Origin of the sequence: Novosphingobium sp. PhB57 (genome assembly GCF_004342985.1) — a bacterium.
In the GTDB taxonomy this organism is placed as follows: domain Bacteria; phylum Pseudomonadota; class Alphaproteobacteria; order Sphingomonadales; family Sphingomonadaceae; genus Novosphingobium.
Map to the genome: position 1 here is coordinate 137,817 of NZ_SMBO01000001.1, position 23,062 is coordinate 160,878.

General features: G+C 66.6%; 24 protein-coding genes. 14 read left to right on the plus strand and 10 right to left on the minus strand.

Annotated features, from left to right (window positions below; genetic code table 11):
* The first annotated feature begins 13 nt into the window (after positions 1-13).
* On the plus strand, positions 14-973 hold the full coding sequence (locus EDF58_RS00575; RefSeq protein ID WP_132261784.1) for an alpha/beta hydrolase-fold protein: 960 nt from the start codon (positions 14-16) through the stop codon (positions 971-973).
* Positions 974-983: 10 nt separating this feature from the next.
* On the opposite strand, the gene EDF58_RS00580 is transcribed toward EDF58_RS00575, so the two are convergent.
* Entirely contained in the window at positions 984-2,312 is a 1,329-nt protein-coding gene (locus EDF58_RS00580; RefSeq protein ID WP_132261786.1) for a family 1 glycosylhydrolase, read from the minus strand.
* A 161-nt stretch (positions 2,313-2,473) separates the two neighbouring features.
* On the opposite strand from EDF58_RS00580, the gene EDF58_RS00585 reads away from it, so the two are divergent.
* The 3 genes from EDF58_RS00585 (at position 2,474) to EDF58_RS00595 (ending at position 5,618) form a co-directional block, all read left to right on the plus strand.
* On the plus strand, positions 2,474-3,433 hold the full coding sequence (locus EDF58_RS00585; RefSeq protein ID WP_132261787.1) for a DMT family transporter: 960 nt from the start codon (positions 2,474-2,476) through the stop codon (positions 3,431-3,433).
* 131 nt (positions 3,434-3,564) lie between these two features.
* Positions 3,565-4,695: a glutamate 5-kinase gene (gene proB, locus EDF58_RS00590; RefSeq protein WP_132261789.1), complete on the plus strand. Its 1,131-nt coding sequence runs from the start codon at positions 3,565-3,567 to the stop codon at positions 4,693-4,695.
* Positions 4,695-5,618, plus strand: coding sequence for an NAD(P)H-binding protein (locus tag EDF58_RS00595; protein ID WP_132261790.1), 924 nt, complete (start codon positions 4,695-4,697; stop codon positions 5,616-5,618). The genes proB and EDF58_RS00595 overlap by 1 nt, the downstream gene beginning before the upstream one ends.
* 69 nt (positions 5,619-5,687) lie before the next feature.
* Here the strand turns inward: EDF58_RS00595 and fahA are convergent, their stop codons facing one another.
* Positions 5,688-7,004 carry a fumarylacetoacetase gene (gene fahA, locus EDF58_RS00600; RefSeq protein WP_132261792.1) on the minus strand — a complete coding sequence of 439 codons (1,317 nt, stop codon included), beginning with the start codon at positions 7,002-7,004 and terminating at the stop codon, positions 5,688-5,690.
* Positions 7,005-7,089: 85 nt separating this feature from the next.
* Positions 7,090-7,854 (minus strand): TonB family protein, encoded by a 765-nt coding sequence (locus EDF58_RS00605; protein WP_243654005.1) that lies wholly within the window; start codon positions 7,852-7,854, stop codon positions 7,090-7,092.
* 195 nt (positions 7,855-8,049) lie between these two features.
* Here EDF58_RS00605 and EDF58_RS00610 point away from each other — a divergent pair, with 195 nt between their 5' ends.
* From EDF58_RS00610 to EDF58_RS00625, 4 genes are all read left to right on the plus strand, one after another.
* Complete coding sequence (locus EDF58_RS00610; RefSeq protein WP_054439274.1) at positions 8,050-8,319, plus strand: GlsB/YeaQ/YmgE family stress response membrane protein; 270 nt, start codon at positions 8,050-8,052, stop codon at positions 8,317-8,319.
* A gap of 106 nt (positions 8,320-8,425) precedes the next feature.
* Positions 8,426-8,713: a hypothetical protein gene (locus EDF58_RS00615; RefSeq protein WP_132261795.1), complete on the plus strand. Its 288-nt coding sequence runs from the start codon at positions 8,426-8,428 to the stop codon at positions 8,711-8,713.
* Between the two features lie 317 nt (positions 8,714-9,030).
* Positions 9,031-9,633 carry a superoxide dismutase gene (locus EDF58_RS00620; RefSeq protein WP_132261797.1) on the plus strand — a complete coding sequence of 201 codons (603 nt, stop codon included), beginning with the start codon at positions 9,031-9,033 and terminating at the stop codon, positions 9,631-9,633.
* 131 nt (positions 9,634-9,764) lie between these two features.
* Positions 9,765-10,631 carry an NAD(P)-dependent oxidoreductase gene (locus tag EDF58_RS00625; RefSeq protein WP_132261798.1) on the plus strand — a complete coding sequence of 289 codons (867 nt, stop codon included), beginning with the start codon at positions 9,765-9,767 and terminating at the stop codon, positions 10,629-10,631.
* A 165-nt stretch (positions 10,632-10,796) separates the two neighbouring features.
* Here EDF58_RS00625 and EDF58_RS00630 read toward each other — a convergent pair whose 3' ends face one another.
* Both EDF58_RS00630 and EDF58_RS00635 read right to left on the minus strand, forming a co-directional pair.
* Positions 10,797-11,450 carry a sigma-70 family RNA polymerase sigma factor gene (locus EDF58_RS00630; RefSeq protein ID WP_243654006.1) on the minus strand — a complete coding sequence of 218 codons (654 nt, stop codon included), beginning with the start codon at positions 11,448-11,450 and terminating at the stop codon, positions 10,797-10,799.
* On the minus strand, positions 11,443-11,655 hold the full coding sequence (locus EDF58_RS00635) for a NepR family anti-sigma factor (RefSeq protein WP_132261800.1): 213 nt from the start codon (positions 11,653-11,655) through the stop codon (positions 11,443-11,445). Before EDF58_RS00635 ends, EDF58_RS00630 begins: the two co-directional genes overlap by 8 nt.
* A gap of 271 nt (positions 11,656-11,926) precedes the next feature.
* Between EDF58_RS00635 and EDF58_RS00640 the strand changes: the two genes are divergently transcribed.
* Positions 11,927-13,588, plus strand: coding sequence for a CHASE domain-containing protein (locus tag EDF58_RS00640; protein WP_132261802.1), 1,662 nt, complete (start codon positions 11,927-11,929; stop codon positions 13,586-13,588).
* 95 nt (positions 13,589-13,683) lie between these two features.
* Positions 13,684-14,061: a PilZ domain-containing protein gene (locus EDF58_RS00645; protein ID WP_165921302.1), complete on the plus strand. Its 378-nt coding sequence runs from the start codon at positions 13,684-13,686 to the stop codon at positions 14,059-14,061.
* A gap of 146 nt (positions 14,062-14,207) precedes the next feature.
* Here EDF58_RS00645 and EDF58_RS00650 read toward each other — a convergent pair whose 3' ends face one another.
* Positions 14,208-15,002, minus strand: a complete 795-nt coding sequence (locus tag EDF58_RS00650; RefSeq protein ID WP_132261806.1) for a response regulator — start codon at positions 15,000-15,002, stop codon at positions 14,208-14,210.
* Positions 15,003-15,546: 544 nt separating this feature from the next.
* Here EDF58_RS00650 and EDF58_RS00655 point away from each other — a divergent pair.
* From EDF58_RS00655 to EDF58_RS00665, 3 genes are all read left to right on the plus strand, one after another.
* A complete protein-coding gene (locus EDF58_RS00655) occupies positions 15,547-16,212 on the plus strand; it encodes a sigma-70 family RNA polymerase sigma factor (RefSeq protein WP_243654007.1) in 666 nt (221 codons plus the stop codon).
* 108 nt (positions 16,213-16,320) lie between these two features.
* Positions 16,321-16,728, plus strand: coding sequence for a response regulator (locus EDF58_RS00660; RefSeq protein ID WP_132261808.1), 408 nt, complete (start codon positions 16,321-16,323; stop codon positions 16,726-16,728).
* A 95-nt stretch (positions 16,729-16,823) separates the two neighbouring features.
* A complete protein-coding gene (locus EDF58_RS00665; protein ID WP_165921303.1) occupies positions 16,824-17,210 on the plus strand; it encodes a DUF2501 domain-containing protein in 387 nt (128 codons plus the stop codon).
* Between the two features lie 94 nt (positions 17,211-17,304).
* Here EDF58_RS00665 and EDF58_RS00670 read toward each other — a convergent pair whose 3' ends face one another.
* On the minus strand, positions 17,305-17,769 hold the full coding sequence (locus EDF58_RS00670) for a pyridoxamine 5'-phosphate oxidase family protein (RefSeq protein ID WP_132261812.1): 465 nt from the start codon (positions 17,767-17,769) through the stop codon (positions 17,305-17,307).
* A gap of 120 nt (positions 17,770-17,889) precedes the next feature.
* The gene (locus tag EDF58_RS00675) at positions 17,890-18,372 is read right to left on the minus strand and encodes a hemerythrin domain-containing protein (protein ID WP_132261814.1); all 483 of its coding nucleotides are present in this window, start codon (positions 18,370-18,372) and stop codon (positions 17,890-17,892) included.
* A 180-nt stretch (positions 18,373-18,552) separates the two neighbouring features.
* Between EDF58_RS00675 and EDF58_RS00680 the strand changes: the two genes are divergently transcribed.
* Complete coding sequence (locus tag EDF58_RS00680) at positions 18,553-19,560, plus strand: DNA topoisomerase IB (RefSeq protein ID WP_132261815.1); 1,008 nt, start codon at positions 18,553-18,555, stop codon at positions 19,558-19,560.
* Positions 19,561-19,614: 54 nt separating this feature from the next.
* Here the strand turns inward: EDF58_RS00680 and EDF58_RS00685 are convergent, their stop codons facing one another.
* Both EDF58_RS00685 and EDF58_RS00690 read right to left on the minus strand, forming a co-directional pair.
* Positions 19,615-22,182 carry an HWE histidine kinase domain-containing protein gene (locus EDF58_RS00685; protein WP_243654008.1) on the minus strand — a complete coding sequence of 856 codons (2,568 nt, stop codon included), beginning with the start codon at positions 22,180-22,182 and terminating at the stop codon, positions 19,615-19,617.
* Positions 22,169-22,810 (minus strand): biliverdin-producing heme oxygenase, encoded by a 642-nt coding sequence (locus tag EDF58_RS00690; protein WP_132261818.1) that lies wholly within the window; start codon positions 22,808-22,810, stop codon positions 22,169-22,171. The genes EDF58_RS00685 and EDF58_RS00690 overlap by 14 nt, the downstream gene beginning before the upstream one ends.
* Between the last annotated feature and the right edge of the window lie 252 nt (positions 22,811-23,062).

Below are 23,062 nucleotides of genomic sequence, written 5' to 3' on the forward strand. Positions count from 1 at the left end.
CTACAGCTTTGCCATGAAGATCATGCACATGGCACTGGCGGCGGGCTTGTTCCTGTCGCCCCTTCGCGCTGCTGCGGCAGAGCCGGCTCCGGTCGCCAGCCGTCCGATCGAGATCGGCACGAGCTACAGCCTCCCATCGGCGGTGCTGGGCGACACGCGCGAAGTGAACGTCTGGCTGCCGACCGGCTACGCGGCGTCGCACGATCGCTATCCGGTGGTCTACCTGCTGGACGGCGCGCTCGATCAGGACTTCCAGCATATCGCCGGCCTCGCCAACCTTGCTTCGCTGAGCTGGACCTATGGCCCGATGATCGTGGTCGGCGTGCAAACCAGGAACCGCCGCGCGGAACTGACATCGCGGCCCACCGATCCCCGCTACCTCTCCGCATTTCCCGAAAGCGGCGGGGCCGACCGCTTTCGCCGCTTCCTGCGCCAGGAGGTGATCCCCTTCGTGGAAGCACGCTTCCGCACCGGAGAGCGCCGCGCGATCATGGGTGAATCGCTGGCCGGCCTCTTCGTGGTCGATACCCTGCTCAACGATCCTGCGCTTTTCGCCGACTATGTGGCGATCAGCCCCAGCCTCTGGTGGGACGACCGCCGGCCGCTCGCTCATCTCGACCGGACGGCCCGCGTGAAGGGGCTTGCCAAGGCCCGCCTCTATCTGGCGGTGGGCGACGAGGGTGGGACCATGCAGGACGGGATCGATCGGCTGCGCACATTCCTCGAGAGCCAGCCTGCGGACCGCGTCACCTTGCGCTACGACGATTTCAGCAAGAGCGCTTCGCATGCCACCGTCTATCACCATGCGGCGGAGGACGCGCTGCGCTGGCTCTATCCCGCACCGCCCTATGAAGGCGGGGGGACGCCGTGGTTCATGATCGAGGGGGCCCAGCCCCCACCACCGTCGCCTACACCACCTTCGTCCCCGCCACCTTCGCCTCCACCACCGTCGCCCACCACGCCCGCGGGCTGAGGCCTTTCCCTCAGAGCGAATTGCGCCGGGCGATGGCGGCCAGCACGGCGGCGCTGGGCTTGGGTGTGCGCTTGAAGGTCGTGCGGTCCAGCGTGTGCAGGCCGAACTGCGGCTTGTAACCGAAAACCCATTCGTAATTGTCGACCAGCGACCAGTGCATATAGCCGAGCACGGGCACGCCATTGTCCATGGCGCGCTTGAGTTCGCCCAGCGCCGCCGGGATCAGCCGCGCGCGCTTGGTGTCGTCGGCCGAATTGATGCCGTGCTCGGTAACCACCACCGGCACGCCGCTGACCGCATGGGCATAGCGCACCGCGCCGGCGAGGGATCCCGGGTAGATTTCTGAGCCGGCGTCGTTGGTTTCCGCGCCGCTGGGCGGGGGCAGGCGGCCCTTGTCGTTCCAGACGGTCCGCTCGTAGTTCTGCACGCCGACGAAGTCGTTGCCGCGCGCGGCCTCCAGCCAAGGCAGGTAGAGCTTGGCGCGCATGGCATCGCGCAGGCTGTTGCGGCCGGCGGCCTGATCGTCGATCACGGCAAGGCTGACCCCGACCGGCAGGTCGCTCCGCACGGCCTTGATCGCCGCGCGCCCGGCCTTGTGGCCTGCCAGGAGGTTGCCCTGCACCACTTCCGGGTCAGCGACGTAGAGCGGATTGCCGGGCAGGAAGCGGGCGACGGCATGCTCGCGGGCGGCGGCTTCCTGCATGGCCTTGTCCGCGCCGAGCAGGCGCGGCCCGATGTCGCCGGGAAGCACAACGTCCAGCAAGCCGCTCAGATTGGGCTCGTTCAAGGTGGTGGCATGGCTGATCCCCGCGGCGAGATGGCGGGCTGCGCGGTCGCAATAGCGGGCGAAAAGGGCAGGGGCCTCGGCATGGGACCATCCGCCCTGGGCTGCGAACCAGGCGGGGGTGGTGAAGTGGTTGAACGTCACCATCGCCTTGAGGCCGCGCGCGTTGCAGCCCTCGATCATGGCCTTGTAATGATCGAGCATGGCGATCGAGAACTGGCCCTTGGCAGGCTCGATGCGCGCCCATTCCAGGCTGAAGCGATAGGTGTTGAGCCCAAGGCCCTTCACCAAGTCGAGGTCCACCGGCCAGAGCGCCAGGCTGTTCGCGGCGTCGCCGGAGGGTTCCATGTAGACCGTGGGATTGGCGTGCTCCATGGCCCAGACATCGCTGTTGACGTTGTTGCCTTCGATCTGGTGCGCCGCCGTTGCCGCGCCCCAGAGGAAGCCGTCCGGGAACTTGGGATCGACGGGCCTGGCCGTGCGCGCCAGGGTGGAGGTGCTCACAAGCGTGGCCCCGGCGGCCGTGGCGGCCAGCATGGTTCGGCGGTCGATCACGCGGTTCTTCTCCCTGTTCGCGCCGGTTTCGTTTCGAATCGGCCAAGAATGTAAAATTAGAACGATAAATCTAAAATGAAACCCGCATCGTCGGACCTGACCGAATGGCCGCGACAAAAAGGGACTGCCGCCACCCCGGCGCGGGCGCTAAGGGCGGGATCATGGACATCGACCAGCCTCTTTCGCGCAAACCCGTGGACGGCCGTGCGGCCCTGCTCATGGTCGGCCTCTGCGCGATCTGGGGCATGCAGCAGACGGCGCTGAAGGCAGCGGCTCCGGACATGGCGCCGGTGCTTCAGATTTCCTTGCGCTCGGGCATCGCGGCCCTGTTCATCGCCGCGCTGGTGTTCATGCGGAAGGAAGGACATGCCCTGCGCGGCGGGACCTGGAAGGCGGGGCTGGCGATCGGCGCGCTCTTTGCGCTCGAATACCTGTTCATGGGCGAGGGGCTGCGCTTCACCAGCGCCTCGCACATGGGCATCTTCCTCTACACCGCCCCGATCTTCACCGCGCTCGGCCTGCATTTTCGGGTGCCCGAGGAACGCCTGAGCCCGCTGCAATGGCTGGGCATCGCCGCGGCTTTCGGCGGTGTCGCGGTCTCGTTCCTGGGCGGCGGAGCGGATGGCCCGCGGCGCGATTCGGCCTGGATCGGCGACCTCATGGGCATCGGCGCAGGCGCCGCCTGGGGCGCGACGACGCTGACGCTGCGATTCTCCCGGCTCTCGCAGGCGCCGAGTTCGGTCACCACGCTCTACCAGTTGCTCGGCGCTTTCGTGCTGTTGGGGCTGCTGGCGGTCGGCACCGGGCAGACCTATGCGCGGCCGACAATGCTGCTGGGCGTGAGCATGGTGTTCCAGGTGGTCTTCATGTCGCTGATCAGCCTGCTCGTCTGGTTCGGACTCTTGCGCGTCTACCTGGCCTCGCGACTGGGTGTGCTCTCGTTCATGACGCCGCTGTTCGGCGTGCTGTTCGGGGTCGTTCTGCTGGGCGAACGACTGGACGCGGCCTTCATCGCCGGTGCGCTGATGGTCCTGGCGGGCATCCTGCTGGTCAGCGGTCACGAAATCTTCAAGGCCCGAAAGGCGCGGCGGGCGCAGACGGTGCTTATCGACCCGGCCTGATCGACCCGGCCTGACCGATCCGGCCTGATTGATCCGGGCGTCTCGCCGTTCCCGTGGCGGGACGGGGCGTAGCGCCTTTCGCAAGCGAGCGCTTTCCAGCGGGCGGCAACTGTCCTAGAGGCACTGCCTCCATGCCTGTATCGCGTCTTTCCGATCTCTCCGACAGAGCCCTTGCCCCCCGCCTCGTCATCAAGGTGGGCTCGGCGCTGCTCGTCGGCAAAGGGGGCGTAAGGCGCGCGTGGTTGACGGCGCTGGTGGCGGAAATCGCCGAGGCGCGCGCACGCGGGCAGGATGTGATCGTGGTGTCCTCCGGCGCGATCGCCCTTGGCGCCGCCACGCTCGGCCTGGAAAAGGGCGGGCGCGGCTCGTTGGCCGATGCCCAGGCGGCGGCCGCTGTCGGTCAGATCGCGCTTTCCGGCCTCTGGGCGGAATTGCTCGGCAGCCACGGCCTCACTGCCGCGCAGATGCTGCTGACGCTGGAAGACCTTGAAGACCGCCGCCGCTACCTCAACGTCACGGCCACGCTCACGCGGCTGCTCGATGCGGGGGCCGTGCCGGTGATCAACGAGAACGATTCGGTCGCCACGCAGGAAATCCGCTTCGGCGACAACGACCGCCTTGCCGCGCGCGTCGCCCAGGCTGCGCAGGCCAGTGCCGTGCTGCTGCTCTCCGACATCGACGGGCTCTACGATCGCCATCCCCGGGAGCCGGGTGCCAGGATGATCCCGGTGGTCGAAGGCGTGACCGGCGAGGTCCACGCCATGGCCAGTACCGAATCGAATTCGGGCATGGGCTCGGGCGGCATGGTTTCGAAGCTGCAGGCCGCGGAGATCGCGGAACTGGCCGGAATCTGCCTCGTCATCGGCAATGGCCAGCATGAACGCCCGGTCGCCCGGATCATCGGCGAGGGCATCGGCACGCTGTTCCTGCCGCGACGCCGGGCCGGTGCGCGCAAGGCCTGGCTTGGCGGACGGCTGCGGCTGAAGGGCAGCATCCACGTCGATGCCGGGGCAGCCGCTGCCCTGCTGCGGGGATCGAGCTTGCTGGCCAAGGGCGTGACGCGCGTGGAGGGAGCCTTCGAACGCGGCGACCCGGTAGCCATCGTCGACCCTGAGGCACGGGTCCTGGCCCATGGCCTTTCCGAATATCACGCTGGCGAATGCACCGCGATCCGCGGGCTGCACTCCAGCGAGCAGGCCGAAGTGCTCGGTTACGCGCCCCGTTCATCCGTCGTGCATCGCGATCAGCTTGTCTTGAAGTAATGGAACTCGACCGCCCCACCATCGCGCTGACCGGCGCCACCGGCTTCGTTGGCCAGAGCCTGCTCGATGAGGCCGTTGCCGCCGGATACGATGTCCGCGCGCTCGCCCGCCGCGAACAGGAGCCGCGTCCGAACGTCACCTGGGTGCGCGGCGAACTGCGCGACACCGGCTCCCTTTCCGAACTTACGCGCGGGGCGGAGGCGATCCTCCACGTTGCCGGCGTGGTCAATGCGCCCGACCCGGCCGGATACGAAGCGGGCAATGTCGCCGGGACGCTGAACCTGATCGAGACGGCCGTGGCCAAGGGCATCCGGCGCTTCGTGTTCGTCTCCTCGCTCTCCGCGCGCGAACCGCAGCTCTCCGCCTACGGGGCCTCCAAGGCCAAGGCCGAGAAGCTCTTGCGCGCCAGCCCGCTCGATTGGACCATCGTGCGCCCGCCTGCGATCTACGGCCCGCGCGACAAGGAAATGTTCGAGCTGTTCCGCGCGGCGCGCTGGGGCCTCGTGCCGGTGCCCAAGGGCGGCAGCGCCTCGATGATCCATGTCGAGGACCTTGCCCGCCTGCTGGTGGCGCTGGTTCCGGGCGGCGAGGACGTGACCGGCAAGCTGTTCGAACCGGACGACGGCAAAGTCCACGGCTGGGACAATGCCGAGATGGCCCGCGCCATCGGTGCAGCCGTCGGCCGCCGTGCGCGCGTACTGTCGCTTTCCGCCGGAGCGCTGCGCAAGGCGGCGAAAGTGGACCAGTTCCTGCGCGGCGACGGGGCGAAGATGACCGCCGACCGCGCGGCCTATTTCAGCCACCCGGACTGGGTGGTCAGCGCGGGGGCGGCGGTGCCGGCTTCGATCTGGGAGCCGCGTATCGATACGCGCGACGGTCTGCGCGCCACGGCCGAGTGGTACCGCGCGAACGACTGGCTTTGAGCGGATCCCGCTAATCGAACGGCGCCGAGGTAGCCCCGTTTTGGCGCTACCCCGGCAAACCCTGCCGCACTAGTTCAGGGCCATCGCCGGCTGCACCACCCCGGTGCAGGCCCCGAACCCGATCGACACGGCGCCTTCCGCCACGAAGCGGCCGGACAGCGCCAGTTCGTCGCCGTCCTGAAGGAAGGTGCGTGTTTCGCCGGTGGGCAGGGTCAGGGCTTCCCGGCCGGAGCGGGTGATCTCCATGAGGCTGCCCTGCGAGCCGTCCTCGGGGCCGGAGATCGTGCCGGTGCCCAGCAGGTCGCCCGGGTTCATCTCGCAGCCGTTCGATGCATGGTGCGTCACCATCTGCGCGATCGTCCAGTACATGTTGCAGGCCGGGCCGCGGCTGAGGCGCTGGGCGGGCAGGCCCTGTTCGCGCATCGTCCGGGTGCTGAGGCTGACTTCGAGGTCCAGCGCAAGCGCGCCCTCGCGCTGGTCGGCCTCGTTCCAGAGATAGGGCAGGGGGCGCGGGTCGCCTTCGGGCCGCGCGGGCTGGGCTATGCGGAACGGGGCGAGCGCTTCCATGGTCACGATCCAGGGCGAGACGGTGGTGAGGAAGTTCTTGGCGAGGAACGGCCCGAGCGGCTGATATTCCCAGGCCTGGACGTCGCGCGCCGACCAGTCGTTGAGCAGGGTCAGTCCGGCGACGTGGTCGAGCGCCGCGTCGATGGCGATGGGCTGGCCGAGCGTGTTGCCCTGCGCCATCCACACGCCGAGTTCCAATTCGTAATCCAGCCGTCCGATGGGGCCGAACGAAGGCGCTTCGGCATCGGGCGCCTTGGTCTGGCCGTTGGGACGGATCACCGGGGCGCCGCTCGCCCGTACGGTGGAGGCACGGCCGTGATAGCCGATGGGAACGTGCTTGTAGTTGGGCAGCAGCGGATTGTCGGGGCGGAACAGTTTGCCGATATTGGTGGCGTGATGGATGCCGACGTAGAAATCGGTGTAGTCCGCGATGCGCGCGGGCAGGTGCAGCGTGGCTTCGGCCATCGGCACCAGCAGCGCTTCGACTTGCGCGCGCTCGGCCGCGCCTTCGGCCAGGAGCGCGGAGACACGGCGGCGCAGCGCACGGCGCGGGCCGGCACCCAGGGCCAGCAGGGGATTGAGCGTTTCGCCGGCTCCGGCGTGGGCGGCGTGCAGCGCATCGCCTTCGAGCAGGGTCGTGGCCGCTAGCGCGCCGAGGTCGAGGATCATGTCGCCGATGGCGATGCCGCCCCGGGCAGCTTCATCGCGGCGCGAGAAGACGCCGAGGGGCAGGTTCTGGATCGGAAAATCGCCGTGGCCGTTCGCGCTTTCGACCCAAGAGCGCAGAGCGCGGTCATGGGTTTCGTCGATCGTGGCCATGGTCTTACCTCTTCCGTTGGTGCTGGGCGTCCGTGACGCGCGTTTCTCGATGGGAGCGCTTCACTAGCCGGTCGCACAGGCCGCGTCACGGGCCTTCCTGGACATCGTCCCATCCATGGGTCTCGGTCATGACGAAAGGCACCGGATCGCCGCGCGCGTCGCGGGCCGGGCGGAAGCGGAAACGTGCGGTGATGCGCTGGCAGGTGCCGGCGTCGAGGTCCGGTCGGCCGCTGGAGGAAACCACGGTGCAGCCGCTGACCCGGCCGTCCGTCCCGATCCGGTAGCGTACCGTGATGTCGCCGCCGCTGCGGGACTTGCGCAAGTCGGGCGGCAGGTCGGAGTAGTGGAGGCGTCCGGAGGTCTGGCGGGGGAATTGCGCCACGCCGGCATTCGCGCCCGATCCCTCGCCGCCCTGGCCGCCGCCGCCGTCGCCTCTCCCGGTGCCGCTCGCCCCGGGGCCGGAACCGCTGTTTCCCGTGCCCTGGGACGATTGCGCGCCCTGTCCGGGGCGCGGCGCGGCGATGATCGGCGGGGCAACGGGCAGGACGATCCGCGGCGCCGGCGCGACCAGGGGTGCGACCAGGGGCGCGGCCCTGGCCCTGCGTCCCTCGGGCGCGGGGGCGGCCTTCGGCGCTGCGGCGGACTCTTGCTTGCGCGGTGTGGGTGTGGGCGTCGGTGTGGGGGTGGGAGGCGGCCGATCCGGCACGGTCACCATGGCCGTCAGCGCAGCGCGGTCAGGAAGCTGCGGCAGGTCCACGCCCAGCCCGAACGCCAGGGCGGCCAGCCCGGCACCGACGACGGCGGCCGATGCCAGTGCGGAAACCCACCTGTCGCGTCGCGGCGCGTGCAAGACCTGCTCCTTCCCCGTCGAGACCCACCGGACCAACCCCGGTGCCGGGAAAACAAGTCGCGCCTGCGAAAGGTCCCGCAAGTGGCGACCGGTGCCGACGAATCGCCTTTGCTGCGGCAGGACGATCACATGTTGCGGAACCATGGCTCGACATCATCGTTATTCCGCCAACGAGACAATTTCGGAGAAGCAACAATGACTCTACTTCTTATTCTCCTGGTCGGTGGCGTCATCGGCTGGCTCGCTTCGATCCTCATGCGCACCGATGCGCAGCAGGGTGTCTTCCTCAACGTGGTCGTCGGTGTCGTCGGCGCCCTGATCGCGGGCCTTATCATCACCCCGCTGATCGGCGGTGCGCCCATCACCAGCGGTGCGTTCGACATCATGTCGCTGTTCGCTTCGTTCCTGGGTGCGGTTGTCCTTCTGGCGATCGTGAACCTCTTCCGTCGCGGTTCCATTCGCTAAGATTGGCGGCTAAACGGTAGGTTGCGACTCTTATAGGTCGCCAAGGAGGCTGGCGCGTCCTCCAACCCCGAACGCGCCCTTTTCAACAGGGATAAGGAAGCCTGACATGAAAGCCATCAACACTTCGCGTCTTGCCATGATCGCTGTCGTCGCTGCCGGTTCGCTGGGCCTCGCGGCCTGCAACAACAAGGCGGACGATGCCACCGAGCAGCAGGCCGACGCGGTCGAGCAGTCGTCCGACTCCGCCGCAGACGCCATGCGCGACCAGGCGGACCAGATGACCGGCGCTGCTTCCGAGGCCGTGGATGAAAAGGCCGATGCCGTCCAGGCGGCAGGCGAGGCCAAGTCGGACGCGCTGGAAGAAAAGGCAGACCGGATCAAGGAACAGCACTGATCCGTTCCGCGACCCTCATCGCAAGAAGACAGGAAGGATGGCGGGTTCCGCCATCCTTCTTTCGTTGGGCCGGCTCCTTTCGTCAGGCCCATTTCCCGGTGTCGCCTTTCCCGGGCAAGGGGAAGGCACAGGCACCCGGTGCGAAGCGAAACTATCCGGCCGTGCAATCAAAATGCCGCCAATAGATGCTTGAATTGTCGGGCAAGAGGGCAGACATAGCCCCCGAAAGTTCGACGTCCCATATGACGTGCCGTCCAACCCTGCCAAGGTGGGCGTGCAGGTCCAAGCCTTTGACAACCTGAAACAGGAAGACAGCCATGACCATTCAGCTGATGCCGCTGCCCTACGCGCAGGACGCGCTCGAACCGCATATCTCGGCCAAGACGCTCGAAATTCACCACGGCGCTCACCACAAGACCTACGTCGACAAGCTGAACGCTGCCGTCGAAGGCACGGACAACGCCGACAAGTCGGTCGAGGAAATCGCCAAGCTCGCCTCCGGCCCGCTGTTCAACAATGCCGCCCAGACCTGGAACCACGGTTTCTACTGGCACTCGCTGAGCCCGGAAAAGACCGCGCCGAGCGAAAGCCTGCTGGCCGCGATCACCAACGACTTCGGTTCGCTGGACGCGCTGCTCGAAGCGCTCTCGAACGAAGCCGTCAATCACTTCGCTTCGGGCTGGGCATGGCTTGTCGTGGACGGTGGCAAGCTCAAGGTCATCTCGACCCATGACGCGGGCACCCCGATCACCACCGACGTCAACCCGCTCATCACCATCGATGTCTGGGAGCACGCCTACTACATCGACCAGATGAACAAGCGCCCGGCCTACGTGAAGACGGTTCTGGAGAACCTCATCAACTGGAAGTTCGCGTCGGACAACTTCGACCGCGGCACGGCCTGGACCTATCCGGCCTGATTTCTCGCTCCGCGCAGCGATGCGCGGGGCGACATGACATGCTGAAACGGGCCGGGTCGCCGCTGAAAGGCGCGATCCGGCCCGCAGCATGTCCGGCACACCTGTTTCCTCCTTTTTTTCGGGAATTGAATATGGACATCGGCTTCATCGGTCTGGGCGCGATGGGCAGCGCCATGGCGCGCAACCTGGCGGCGGCAGGGCACCGGGTGCGGGCATGGAATCGTTCGGGCGGCGCGGTGGAAGGCGTCGAGATGGTTGCCACCCCGGCAGAGGCCTTCACCGGCGACGCGGTGCTGACCATGCTCTCCGAGGACGGGGCCATCCGACAAGTCCTGCTGGACAGCGGTGTGCTGGATGCTGCGCCGAAAAGCGTCATCCATCTCGTGTGCTCCACGATCTCGGTCGCTTTCGCGCGCGAACTGGTGGAGCGACATGCGGCGGCGGGCGTGGGCTATCTTTCGGCGCCGGTGCTCGGCCGTCCCGATGTGGCGGCGGCCGGCCAGCTCAACGTGATCCTCGGCGGTCCCGCCGAACATGGCGCGCGGCTGGAGCCGGTCTTCGCGGCGATCGCCGGCAAGGTCTGGGACATGGGCGAGGACGCCACGGTGGCCAATGCCGCCAAGATCGCTTGCAACATGATGATCACCATGGCGATCGAGGGCATGGCCGAAGCCGTCGTGCTAACCGAAGGCAAGGGCCTCCCGCGCGAAAAGTTCTTCGAGCTGATCCTGGGCACCCTGTTCGGCAGCCGGGTCTATCAGAACTATTCGGGCATCATTTCCGCGCGCGAATACGAACCGGGCTTCAAGGCCGTGCTCGGCCTCAAGGACCTTCGCCTGGCGCGTGAACTGGCGGCGGAAACCGCTCCGGGCACGCAAGGCAGTCTGCCGATGCTCGATGCCGTGCACGCGCGCATGGGGGAGGCCATTGCGGCCGGCCATGCGGACCGCGATTGGGCCGTCATGGCCGAACACACCATCGACACCGCCCGGGGCTGAGGCTTCCGGCAAGGGCGAGACGGCACCGCGAGGGAGAGCGATTGGCCCCCTCGCGGCTGCCGAACCAGATCATTGCGGTGGACGTTCTACGGAACTCTCGCGGCCAGCGAGCCCCAGGAACGGCAGGGGTTGGAGCAATCTCGGCCAGTCCGGCCGATGGGGCCGTCAGCCCTTGCGGCGCTCGCCCACTTCCAGCAGGTCGGCCTCGCCATCCAGCATGCGGGCCAGGTCGGCGCGGGCGCGGGCGACGCGGCTTTTCATCGTGCCGATGGGGCAGCAGGCGATCTGGGCCGCTTCCTCGTAGCTGAACCCCGAGGCGCCGACCAGCAGGACGGCCTCGCGCCGCTCGGGCGCCAGCTTCTGCAGGGCTGTCTCCATGTCGCCGAGATGCAGCGGGCCTTCCTGATCGGCCTCCATCACCAGCATCCGCTCCACCGCGCCTTCGTCGAGGTCGGTCTGGCGCTTGCTCTTGCGCAGCTCGGACAAGTAGTGGTTGCGCAGGATCGCGAAAGTCCAGGCGCGCATGTTGGTGCCGGCCGTGTAGCGGTCGCGCGCGGTCCAGGCCTTGATCGCGGCCTCCTGCACGAGGTCGTCCGCGAAATCGGGACGGCCTGACAAGCCGCGGGCGAAGGCGCGCAAATGCGGCAGCACGGTCAGGAGTTCGCGGCGGAACTCGTCGTCCTCGGGCCGGGGAATGCTGGGATCGACGCGCGTTACCGCGGGTTCCTTCGCGGTGCTCGTCGGTTCGGGCGGGGTGGGGGAGTGGGGTGGGCTTTCGGCGCCTGACCGGCCGGGCAAGGAAGCCTTGGCGTCAGGCATCGTCCGCCCCGTCCAGCTTCTTGAGAAGATCCTTGAAGCTGTCCGGAAGCGGTTCGTCCACCACGGAGTTGTAAAGCTTCCTCAACCCTCCGGCCCAGCCCGGTTCGCCGTCCTTGCGGACTTCCGGCGGTAGCCCAGGCGTTGCCGTATCACCCCCTCCAGGGGCGACGCGGCGGTCGGCGCCATGTCCTTCGGATTGATTCAACTTTGACTCCATCGCAACCTGAACACTTGCTTGCTGGCGGGGAGCGGGTCAAGAGTCATGCTGCAACCGCGTTGCAACGCCGTCGATGGCACACCTGATCGCTGTCCTATCGCCGGCAAGGCAACCGAACGTCGTTTTCGTTGGAACAATCGAGGCCTGTCTTGGTTCCCTCTGCTATGAAGTCTTGTCCTGGGCTGGCTTGCGAATGGTCCGGAGCATGGCAATGCTCTTGAGAAGTGATTCGGCTCGGCTGAAATGGCGTGGATTTCCGGTGATTGACCAAGCCCTGCTGGACAGGGTTCAGAAACAGGCGTGGTTCCACAAGTACCCGCGCGGCTGGCCGTTCCTGCTGTTCGTGATCGCCTCGATCACCACGGCGGTTTCGGTCATGGCCATTGAGCGGGCTGATCGTCAGACGCGGCAAGTCGAATTGGACCGCAATCTTACCGAGATCGCTTCGGCGTTGCAGCGCCGCGCCACGGAGAACATTGCGTTGCTGCGCGCCGGGGCCGCGCTCTTCGCGACTCAGGAAAACGTCAGCGCCGGCCAGTTCCGCTCTTTCGCGGAGGACCTTCAGGGAAAGGGCGATCTCTACGGCTCGCTGGGCATGGGCTGGGCGCCGCTGGTGCCGGCCGACCGCCTTTCGAACCTGGAACTGTCGATCCAGGGCAGCGACCGACCGGACTTCCTGGTCTATCCCCGTCCCGACGTTTCGCGGCGCAATCTGGCCCCGATCGTCTATCTAGAACCCGACGACGGAACGAACCGTGCCGCGCTGGGCTACGATATGCTGTCGGAAGACGTTCGCCGCGCTGCGATGGAGCGGGCGATCAAGCTGGGCAAGCCGGTTGCCTCGGGCAAAGTCCACCTGGTCCAGGACGTCAGCGACAGAAAACAGACGCCGGGCTTCCTCATCTACATGCCCGTCATCGCGCCGCGCTCCGGCGGGCAAGTGAAGGGCTTCGTGTTCAGCCCGTTCCGCGCCGAAACTTTCCTGGAATCCGCCAGCGAACTCTACCGCAACAACAATATCGACCTCGGCGTCTATGACGGCGCGGTGGAGCCGGAAAAACTCCTGGCCGAACGGCGCACCGAGGGTTCCTCGGGGCCGCAGATGGAGCGCCGGATCGATCTCGGCAGCCATACCTGGGTGGTTGTCATCAGCGACCGCAAGAGCGGCGTGCTGTCGACCGCCTCGCGCATCACCCTGTTCTTCGGCGCGCTCGCCTCGCTGATGGTCATGGCGATCGGCCGGCTGATCACGCGGCGCGCGGCGGAAGACCGCATGGTGCTGGAATGGTTGCAGAGCCAGGCCGCGATCCGCAATTCGCTGACGCGTGAGCTTAACCACCGCGTCAAGAATACCCTTGCGAACGTGCTGTCGATCGCCGCGCTCACCCGGCGGCGGGCCTCGGACATCGACGATTTCACCGAGAGCCTCACCGCCCGCATCCGGGCGCTTTCGGCCACGCACGACTTGCTCTCGCAGTCCGACTGGACTCACGCGATCCTGGGCGATGTCGTCCGATCCGAACTGGCGCCTTACATGGAGGGCAACGAAAGCCACGTCGAGCTGTCCGGCCCGGAGATCCGCCTGGCCCCCAACGACGCGATGTCGCTGGGCCTGGCCATTCACGAGCTGGCCACCAATGCCGCCAAGTATGGCGCGCTCAGCAGCAGCGGCGGGCGTATTCACGTCAACTGGGTGCTGGTCAGCCCGGATCTGGCCGAACTCGATTGGCGCGAGGAGGGCGGTCCGCCCGTGCGCGAACCCGTCAAGCGCGGGTTTGGCCGCGACCTCATCGAGAAGATCGTCGCGCATGAACTCAAGTCCGAAGTGGATCTTCGCTTCAAGCCGGAAGGCGTCGAATGCCGTCTCAAGGTGCCGGTGCGCGCCAGCCGCGAATTCGCGCTGAGGACCGACCGCAAATAGCGCGCGCATGTTCTCCAAGTCGTCTTTCGGCATTTTCACCAAAACTTAGGTGAATGCCGGTTAGGATGAACAATCGTTCATCCGGGAGGTGGGACATGGACGCGCGTAGCTGGGATCGACACATCGTCGAAAAGAAGATCGAATGCCGGGACGGGGAAACGGTGGGGAGCGCTTTCCTCTACGACCTGTCGGCGGGTGGCTGCATGCTGGAATTTCCGAAGGACGGACCCGGCAGGGGAACGCGGCTGGAGCTGGATCTCTGCCGCGACCAGCTCGTGCCGGGGGAAGTCGTCTGGCAAGTGGGGGGATGCGCCGGGGTGCGGTTCCTGGCGCCGATCCACGAGGCGGTCGTGCGCCACCTCGGTTTCCAGCCGCCGCCGCTCGCGTTCGACGCGCAGACCCCGCGCGACCGTTTCGGCCGGACTTTGCCGCCGCTGGACGCCGGGGAGCGCAGAAGCGCGCCTCGGGTGTGACGAGCGGATAACCGGCCGGGGCGGGGGGACGACTGCCTTTCACCCGAGCCGGCATGTTCCATGCGTCGAGCCCGTATCAGCGGCCTGAACGCGTCAGCGCCGCGCCGGCCGCTGGGCCGGGCGCCACGCCGAAGTCTGGAACAGGTTCAGCCGAGCGGCTTGCTCGAACCGAAGAACAGCGCCTGGCTGATCGCCGCGCGCACGGTCGCTTCCTGGAAGGGCTTGGTGACGAGGTAAGTCGGCTCCGGACGCTCGCCGGTGAGCAGGCGTTCGGGATAGGCGGTGATGAAGATCACCGGCACGTCGCCGAACTTGAGCAGGTCTTCCACCGCTTCGATGCCCGAGCTGCCATCGGCCAGCTGGATATCGGCCAGCACCAGTCCGGCAGGCGAGCGTTCGAAGATGTCGAGCGCCTGGGCATGGGTGGCGGCAGTGCCGACCACGCGGTGGCCCAGTTCGCTGACGAGGCCTTCGAGCTGCATGGAGATCAGCGGCTCGTCCTCGATGATGAGAACGTCGGTGGTGCTTTCGCTCTCGATCTCGAGGATCGCCTGGGCAACGAGGGCATCGACCTCTTCGGGCGAAACCGCAAGAATGCGGGCAGTATCCTCGCGCGAGAATTCTTCCACCGTGGTCAGCAGCAGGGCCTGGCGATGGGTGGGCGCAATCGTGGCGAGGCGGGTCTGCGCCGCCTGTTCGTGCTGGCCGCTCTCGCCCGAAAGGCCGGGCTCCTCGACATGGCCGGTCGCCCAGATGCGGGTAAAGGCGGCGTAGAGCGCGGCGCGGCTGCGGGCGATATCCTCGCGCAGCAGCTTGTCGGCCAGGGCCGCTTCCAGAGTGGCGCGAACGTAAGTATCGCCCGACTGCTGCGAGCCGGTCAGCGCGCGTGCGTAACGGCGCAGATAGGGCAGCTGCATGGCGATCTGATCAGAGACGGACATTGAAATTCCTCGGATCGTGGGAAGTCATCTTCCTGTGTTCTTCATCGTATCGGTGGCCCGCGCCCCTCCCGACCAGTCATCGATTTCTGACGCCGCAAGGGGTGCAGGGCAACCTCAAAATTTTTCTCCGAAAGCCAGCATTCGCGGGAACCAAGTCGAGGGTCGCTCGTTTGCTCGGTATCACCACTGGCTCCCCCACCCCCCGCAAACCGGTGGTGACCCGATCCCGGAGGCCTTCGTTCACTTTCGAGTGGACGGAGGCCTCAAAGTTTACGGGCCGGCGATGTTCCCAAGATGAACGAAAAAAATTGCACTGGCTGCCGTGGATTTGACCTGCGGTTGCGAGTTGCCGAGCCTGGACCATCGAGGCTGCCCACTCGCGGGTTTCACTGAAGATCGCGCATCCGGCTCGTTCTGTCTTGTATCGAACGTAGAAAACCGTCGCTGCTGCGTGTCTGCGGAACTCTTCGGGAACTTTGTGTGCATTAGTCGCGTTTGCCAATTCGACGGACCATGAAACGTGGTCAGCCAAGGAGGGAACGCAATGTCCGCAGCAACCGAAACCAGCGCCGGCACCGAAACAGTGAAGGCCGTGGCCGTGCCAGTGGCAGCCCTCAGCGACCGGGATTTCAAGCGCGCGCTTGCCGAAGTGGCGCCGCATCTTCGTGCATTCGCCCGCGGCCTCTGCGGCTGCCGCGATCGTGCCGACGATCTCGCCCAGGAAGCCATGCTGCGCGCATGGGCCGCACGCGAGCGTTATGCAGCGGGCACCAACTTCAAGGCCTGGACCTTCACGATCCTGCGCAACCACTTCTATAGCGAAGCCCGCCGCGCCCGCTTCCACGGCGAGTACGACGAACTGGCGGCGGAACGCATCCTGCGCGCCGAAGCCAGCCAGGAAAGCGCTGTCGAACTGGCGGACGTGCTTCGTGCACTTACCGCCATTCCGGAAACCTATCGCGAGGCCCTGATCCTCGTAGCTGCCGGCAATCTTTCCTACGAGGAAATCGCGCGTATCTGCGGCATCGCCCTTGGTACCGTGAAGAGCCGCATCTGCCGCGCCCGTGCCATGCTGTCGAAGGTGATCGAATCGGGCCAGCTTCCCGATTTCCGCCACAACTTCGTCCTCACCGGCGAAGCAATCGACGCCTTCTTCGCCGAACTGGTGAAGATCGCCAACGTGGACGAACGGGATGCCATCGCAGCCTGACGCCGCAGTGGCCCCCCGGTCGCTTACAACGCGCTTGCTTTCGAGGCCCTCGCTTTCAAGGCCCTCGCTTTTACGGCCTAAGTCTTTGGGAACAGTGTCTTGGGCGCGATGATACAGGCAGCCGCCAAGATCCTCATCGTCGAAGATGAGTTTCTGGTGGCGCTACAACTCGAAGACATCCTTTCGGACGGCGGCCACGCCGTCCTGGGCACTTTCCCCGATGCCGCTTCCGTGGCGGCATTCGGGGAAGCCCCGGATGTTGCGCTGGTCGATCTCAACTTGCGCGACGGGCTCACCGGCCCGGCCGTGGCGCGCGATCTCGCCCTGCGCTTCGGCGCCCGCGTGATCTACGTGACCGCCAATCCCGGCCAGATCGACAAGCCGGCCCAGACCGCGGTGGGCATCGTCCAGAAGCCGTTTTCGCGGCAGGCTATCCTCTCCGCTATCGCTTATGCGATGGAAGACTGCCCGGACCACCCGCGTCCCGCCGAACTGGAACCGCTGTTTCGCGCCTGATGGGGCTGCTTCCTGCCTGACGGCGGCGATAGTGTATGGTATGGCCGCAAGGCGCGGGACCGTCTCGGTCCCAAGCCTTTTGCAGGGAGCCGACCATGACGCTTCGCCGCTATACTTTCCCCCTTATCGCACTCGCCGTGCTGACCGGCACCGCGCAGGCGCAAATCCCCAGCCAGATCAATCCGGGCGCCATCGGCAGCTCGGCCTTGCCCGATGTCGCTTCCACCGGCGCAGGCAATGCCGCGGGTGTGCTGAGCTATTGCATGAAGCAGAAGCTGGTGGATTCGGTGGAGGGCAATTCCGTCTTCGGCCAGCTTTCCAAGAAGCCGGAGGTCTCCCAGCAATCGGATGACTACCAGTCCGGCACTTCGGGCAACCTCATCAGCGCGGGCAAGGCGCCCTATTCTCTGGACAAGGCGCCCAAGTCCGTCCGCAAGACCGTGTGCAACATGGTGCTCAAGCAGTCCCGATCCTTCCTCTGACGCCCTGACCCTTACGGCCGGACACGAAAAGGGGCGCGAAGGGGCTGGCCTTCGCGCCCCCCGGGAGCACTCGGTCGCGCGATCGACGAGGGATTCAGACCGCGCCTACCTCGTGCTCGCCAGCCTTTGACGGATCGATCGTACCGCCGGTCGCCAGCTTGAACAGGCCGGTGATCCCGACGTCCGAAGTCCAGACTTCGGCATCGTCGACCTCGAAACGCAGCATGACGGTGGAGGGATCGTCCTTGCCGTTGGGGAACCATGCCTCCACGGCATTGCTCCAATGCTTGTCGCGCACGGCGCGGTCGGTTTCCTCGACCAGTGTGCCGGAAACGCAGGCGAATACATCGTGGCCCTTGGTCATGACCTGGCCCATGGCGCGGCCACCGGCGCCGATGCGGTTGTCCCGCTTGCAGAAGAACCACACGGCGTGGTGCGCTTCCTTGTCGAGCAGGGCGGTCATCGGCTCGGCATGGCCATGTGCGGCATCGAGCTTGATCATCATGAACGGGCTGGCGGCGAAGGCTTTCCAGAACCTCTCGCGGACGTGGCTTTCCATGGCAGGTCTCCTCCTGGTTGTTAACGAAGCAACGCCGCCAAAGCCCCGGATGTTCCCGTACCGCATGGCGCGTTCGGCGCGTTCGCAAACGCACCGAACCGCGCGGCGGGGCAGGGCCGGCTATTCGCGCTCATCGCCCGGCTTCTGTTCCGCCGCCAGCTGGAGTTCCTTGGGTTTGCGGTTCTCGAAGGTCTTCGCCATCGTCCGTTCGGCTTCGGCCGAGAGTGTCTTCGCGGCGGAGGGGAACATCTCTTCCTCTTCCTCATCGATGTGATGCAGGTAGCGGTGGCGCATGTCCTTGAACTTCATGAGCCAGGCGCTCGAACTCATGTCGATGTCCAGCAGCTCGCCCAGGAAATCGTCGATCTCCTTGTGCTCCGAAACGGAGTGGCGCGCTTCGTCGCGAAGGTCGGGGCAGGCCAGCATCGTCGCATAGAGGGACTCCTCCTCGGCGGCGGCATGGGCCTGGAGTTCCTGGCGCAGCGCTTCGAACAGTTCGCGGCGTTCGGGGCTGTCGCCCTGGGTGTCGCCCAGACGGGCCAGCATGTCGCGGTGGCGGTCGTGGTCCGCCTTGAGATCCTTGAAAATACGGGCATCGGCCATGGTGTCGCTCCTTCCTGGGGCAATTCGTGTTGCCGAAGGAACGGGCGCCCCCGCGTTGCGGTTCCGCAGCGCCTACCGGTGGCCGACAACCTCGCGCCATATCGTGCGTTTTCCTGGGGGAGATGCCCGCAGGCCGAAACGCCCCGAGGCTGACCGATATCGCGACCACAGGATAGATCGATGCCCCGTCTGACATTTGCCGAAGAAACGGAGCCCGGCATCAGCCGCAAGCCGGTGAAGGGCGGCAAGATCGTCAGATGGGCCTATTTCGACCCTGATGGAGACCGCATCAAGGATCGGGACGAAATCGACCGGCTCAATCGCATCGCCCTGCCGCCCGCTTATGTCGACTGCTGGTTCTCCGCCGATCCCGAGGCGCATCTCCTGGCGACCGGCTTCGATGCGCGGGGGCGCAAGCAATATCGCTACCATCCCGACTGGCGCGCCGACCGCGACGCGCGCAAGTTCGACCGCTGCGCCGCTTTCGGCAAGGCGCTGCCCGGCCTGCGCCAGCGCGTGGCGGAGGATCTCGCCCTGTCGCGCCTCTGCCGGGAGCGGGCGATCGCCTCTGTCGTGGCCTTGCTGGACAGTGCGGCGATCCGCATCGGCAACGAGCGCTATGCCGAACAGAACCGCAGTTTCGGCGCGACGACGCTGCGGGGTCGGCACGCGACGGTGAAGGGGCGCACGTTGAAGCTGCGGTTCCGCGCCAAGCACGGCAAGCTGCGCGAGGTCATGTCCAGCGACCGCGCGGTGGTGGCCTGCGTGCGCAAGATGCAGGACCTGCCGGGGCAGCATCTGTTCCAGTATCTCGATGAGGAGGGCTGCGCCTGTCCCGTGGGTTCGCAGGACGTGAACGATTACCTGCACGAAACCATGGGCGATGATTTTTCGGCCAAGGATTTCCGCACGTTCGCTGCCAGTGCCCTGGCTTTTGCCCGGATCTGGCAGGAGCCGGACGTGACACTCAAGGGCCTGCTGGAGGACGTGGCGGAGCATCTCGGCAATACGCCGGCGATTGCCCGCAAGTCCTACGTCCATCCAGCGCTGATCGCTTTCGTGCGCGCAAGCGATCCGGTGCCGAAGCTGCCCGCCGAACTCCCGCGCCGAACCCGGTGGCTTGCGCGCGAGGAACGGGGATTGATGGCCTTTCTCGAAGCCGCGCCGCCGGCGGCAAGCTGGGGTTAGTGCCCGAGAAGGTCAGGTCTGGAGAGACGGGGCAAGTGCCTATGCCCGATCCCCTTACCCTTCGTGCAGCCGGGCGATGGCCGCGCGCACTTCGCGTTCGCCGTAAGGCTTGGTGACCACGGGCACGCCCTTGAACAGGCCGGACATCAGCGATCGCTCGCCATAGCCGCTGGCGAAGATGAAGGGCACGCCGCGCTCCGCAAGCGCCTGCGCCACCGGCTCGCTGGTTTCCCGGCCGAGGTTGACGTCGAGCATGGCGAAGGAGACTTCCCCGGTCTCGATCAGCGCCATCGCCGGCTGGATCGAACCGGCGACGCGGCAGTCCTGGAAGCCTATGTCGCGCAGCAGGTCCTCCGCTTCCATGGCGATGATGATGTTGTCTTCCACCACCAGGGCGATGCCGTTCTGGAGCGCGCCGGTGAGGTCCGCGCCGTCCGCAGGTGCGGGGCCGGGGCGCAGTTCGGACGGGCTGGGCGTCTCGAAGCTGGCGACATGGTCCGCGGGCAGGAGGAACAGCGCCTTCATCCCCTCCCTGGGGTAGATCACCGAGGCGGATCCACCCAGTTCGTGCGGGATAGTGCGCTCAATGATGGTGGAGCCGAAGCCGCGCCGGGTGGGCGTGGCGACGGGCGGACCACCGGCTTCGCGCCAGTCGATCTCCAGCGAGCCGTCGTCGCCGCGGTCGAGCGTGACCGTCACGGTCCCGCGCGGATCGGACAGGGCGCCGTACTTGCACGAATTGGTCATCAGCTCATGGAACACCAGCGCCAGCGTCGTGAAGGCGCTGGGTGCGACCAGCGCGTCGGGGCCGTCGATCACCACGCGGTCGGCGCTGTCGCTGGCATAAGCGGCGGTCTCGGTACGAATGAGGTCGTAGATCGAGGACGGCGTCCAGTCCTTCTGCGTCACCTGATCGTGCGCGCGGGCGAGGGCGTGGATGCGGCTGCCGACGATATCGGCGAATTCGTCGATCGTCGCGGCGCCCTCCTTGCTCTGCGCCACCAGGCCGCGGATCAGGTTGAGGATATTGCGCACGCGGTGGTTCAGCTCCGCGATCAGCATGTCCTGCTGGCGAGTGGCCTGCTCACGCTCGACATGGGCGGCATCGGACAGACGCAGCACGACTTCGAGCAGGGTGATGCGCAAGGCTTCGGCGGCGAGAACTTCTTCCTCGGCCCAGGGCAGGGAGAAGCCGCGGCGTTCCTCCTTCCAGATCTCGAAGCTCTTGCGCGGCGTCAGGCGCGCGCCGTTGGGGCCAAGCTCGACCGCCTTTTCCGGGTTTCCGGCCCATTTGACCTCGCGTACTTGCTCCTGGCGGAACAGGACGATGTAGTCGCGCGGGGAGCGGCTGACCGGCAGCGCCAGCAGCCCCGCGGCCTTGTCCAGCCATTCGCGGGCAGGCTCGAAGACCGCGCCGATGGAATCGGTGGACCAGATCGTGCTGGCGCCGGCGGTGTTGAGGAAGCGGGCGAGTTCGGCGAACTGCTGCTCGCCGGGCGCGGCGCCGTGGGTCATGAAGCGTCCGTCCACCCAGCCGATCGCGCCGTCGAAGGGGATCACGCGGCCGATCGATTCCGAGAAGTCCTCGAAAGCCTCCAGCAGCGACCCGCCACCCGCGACCCGCGACATCATCTCGTCGTGAAGCCGCATCGAGGCTGCGCGCTGTTCCAGCGCGAAGTCGGTTTCCTTCTGCTCCAGCAGATAGGCGAAGAACTCGCCGAACAGCTCGCTGGCGGTGCGGACCGAGTAGGACAGACGCAGCGGCGAATAGTGATGGCAGGCCATCAGCCCCCAGAGCTTGCCGCGCCGCATGATCGAAACCGACATCGATGCCTTCACGCCCATGTTGCGCAGGTATTCGATGTGGATCGGCGAAACCGCGCGCAGGCCCGACATGGACAAGTCGAGCGGGTCGCCATTGGGGTCGGTCACCGGATGGATCGCCACGGTGGGGTCGTCGATGTCGCTGATGATGCGCAGCAGGTTCCGGGTGTAGAGCCGGCGTGCCTGCGCGGGAATGTCGGACGCGGGGAAGTGCTGGCCTTTGAAGCTGTCGACCATGCCGTTCAGGCTTTCGGCGATCACTTCGCCGGCGCCGTCGTTCTCGAAGCGGTAGACCATCACCCGGTCGAACCCGGTCAGCCCGCGCAAGTGGCGGGCGGCGTTGGTGCAGAGCTGCTCGATCGAGGTGGCCTGGCGCAGCCGGTCGATCATCGGGCGCACGTAGCTCACGAAGTCGCGGCGGCGGCCGCCTTCGTGCGGCTCGATCTCCAGCACGTAGGACCGGCCGGAGACGTGGATCGCCATGTCGAACAGGCGGCCATCGCCGCGCAGGTCCACCTCGAAGACGCGCTCCACCGCGCTCGCCCCGCCCAGCACCTGCAGGCGCGAGCGGATGTCGTGCATGGCGGCGGGGGACAGGAACTGCATGGCTGGCAGACCGACCAGTTCACGCGGCGCGATGCCGAACAGCTCCGCGCAGTTGAGCGAGACGTGGTTGATGATCCAGTCGCTGGAGAACGACAGGAGCCATCCGAAGCTCTGGATACGGCCGATGACGTGGATCGGTTCGAGATCGCAGGTGGTGAGGTCGACCTGGGGCATGTCGTCAGCCACGAACATCGCCTTCCGGTACCGGAGCCGCGCCTTGCGCAAGATCGAAGGCCTGCGCGAAAGTGGCGAAGGCACTGCGGGCGGCCGAGACCGCCGCCTGGCCCTCCAGGGTCCCGGCGCGCTGCGCCTTGAGCCAGGGCACCAGCACCTTCCACAGGCCGTGGCCTGCCTCGTCCTCCATATAGCGCGAGGGCGTGCCATGCGCGCGGCCCCAATAGCCTTCGCGGCGGATTACCGTCATGCCCAGTCGCGATCCGGCGACGACGTAGCAGGTGCCTGCGGCTCCGGCATCGGTGGCTCCGGCATCAGGGGCTGGCGCACCGCGTGCCGCGTCGTCAGGCGTGGGGAGCGCCGCAAGGGGCGCGGCATCCATGCCCAGTTCGGCAAGGTCGGCCCGCAGCATGGCGGGATAGTCCGGGATGGACTGGCCCAGCACCGTCTCCGCGAAATGGCGGACGACGGGAAATAGCGGCGCAAGGCCGATGGCATGGGCGGCCAGGAAGCGCGCCTGCTCTTCGCGGCGGCTCAGGTCGAGCGAGCCGAAAGCACTGTCGAGCCCTTCGTGAGCCGGAGCGGTGGCGCCGCGCAGGGCAGCCAGCAGGTCGGCTTCTTGGGCAGTCAGGTCCTCGGTCCGCATCAATTCGTTCGCCTAAAAGGAAATATCTACAAGCACTTGGTTCAGGATGCGCGAGCGTCGCCCGGGCGCGCCTGCATACGGGACGTGCTTAAGCACAAGGATGCCCCGACGCGCCAGCATTTGTGCGCCTCGCGCCTTTGCCCCGCCCTTTTGTCCTGGCACATCCCGTCCCAACACCCCGTGCCCCGCGCATCTTGCGAGGCATCACAACTCCGGCACTGGAGAAATGTTCCTCCGTAACGCTTTAACGGC

Bases quoted from the DNA above. Each gene is read 5' to 3' on its own strand.
- EDF58_RS00595 (WP_132261790.1), top strand. From the start codon at position 4,695: ATGGAACTCGACCGCCCCACCATCGCGCTGACCGGCGCCACCGGCTTC.
- EDF58_RS00585 (WP_132261787.1), top strand. From the start codon at position 2,474: ATGGACATCGACCAGCCTCTTTCGCGCAAACCCGTGGACGGCCGTGCG.
- proB (WP_132261789.1), top strand. From the start codon at position 3,565: ATGCCTGTATCGCGTCTTTCCGATCTCTCCGACAGAGCCCTTGCCCCC.
- EDF58_RS00660 (WP_132261808.1), top strand. From the start codon at position 16,321: ATGATACAGGCAGCCGCCAAGATCCTCATCGTCGAAGATGAGTTTCTG.
- EDF58_RS00665 (WP_165921303.1), top strand. From the start codon at position 16,824: ATGACGCTTCGCCGCTATACTTTCCCCCTTATCGCACTCGCCGTGCTG.
- EDF58_RS00670 (WP_132261812.1), bottom strand. From the start codon at position 17,769: ATGGAAAGCCACGTCCGCGAGAGGTTCTGGAAAGCCTTCGCCGCCAGC.
- EDF58_RS00610 (WP_054439274.1), top strand. From the start codon at position 8,050: ATGACTCTACTTCTTATTCTCCTGGTCGGTGGCGTCATCGGCTGGCTC.
- EDF58_RS00690 (WP_132261818.1), bottom strand. From the start codon at position 22,810: ATGCGGACCGAGGACCTGACTGCCCAAGAAGCCGACCTGCTGGCTGCC.
- EDF58_RS00655 (WP_243654007.1), top strand. From the start codon at position 15,547: ATGTCCGCAGCAACCGAAACCAGCGCCGGCACCGAAACAGTGAAGGCC.
- EDF58_RS00650 (WP_132261806.1), bottom strand. From the start codon at position 15,002: ATGTCCGTCTCTGATCAGATCGCCATGCAGCTGCCCTATCTGCGCCGT.
- EDF58_RS00620 (WP_132261797.1), top strand. From the start codon at position 9,031: ATGACCATTCAGCTGATGCCGCTGCCCTACGCGCAGGACGCGCTCGAA.
- EDF58_RS00645 (WP_165921302.1), top strand. From the start codon at position 13,684: ATGGACGCGCGTAGCTGGGATCGACACATCGTCGAAAAGAAGATCGAA.
- EDF58_RS00625 (WP_132261798.1), top strand. From the start codon at position 9,765: ATGGACATCGGCTTCATCGGTCTGGGCGCGATGGGCAGCGCCATGGCG.
- EDF58_RS00675 (WP_132261814.1), bottom strand. From the start codon at position 18,372: ATGGCCGATGCCCGTATTTTCAAGGATCTCAAGGCGGACCACGACCGC.
- EDF58_RS00685 (WP_243654008.1), bottom strand. From the start codon at position 22,182: ATGTTCGTGGCTGACGACATGCCCCAGGTCGACCTCACCACCTGCGAT.
- EDF58_RS00575 (WP_132261784.1), top strand. From the start codon at position 14: ATGAAGATCATGCACATGGCACTGGCGGCGGGCTTGTTCCTGTCGCCC.
- EDF58_RS00615 (WP_132261795.1), top strand. From the start codon at position 8,426: ATGAAAGCCATCAACACTTCGCGTCTTGCCATGATCGCTGTCGTCGCT.
- EDF58_RS00630 (WP_243654006.1), bottom strand. From the start codon at position 11,450: ATGCCTGACGCCAAGGCTTCCTTGCCCGGCCGGTCAGGCGCCGAAAGC.
- EDF58_RS00680 (WP_132261815.1), top strand. From the start codon at position 18,553: ATGCCCCGTCTGACATTTGCCGAAGAAACGGAGCCCGGCATCAGCCGC.
- fahA (WP_132261792.1), bottom strand. From the start codon at position 7,004: ATGGCCACGATCGACGAAACCCATGACCGCGCTCTGCGCTCTTGGGTC.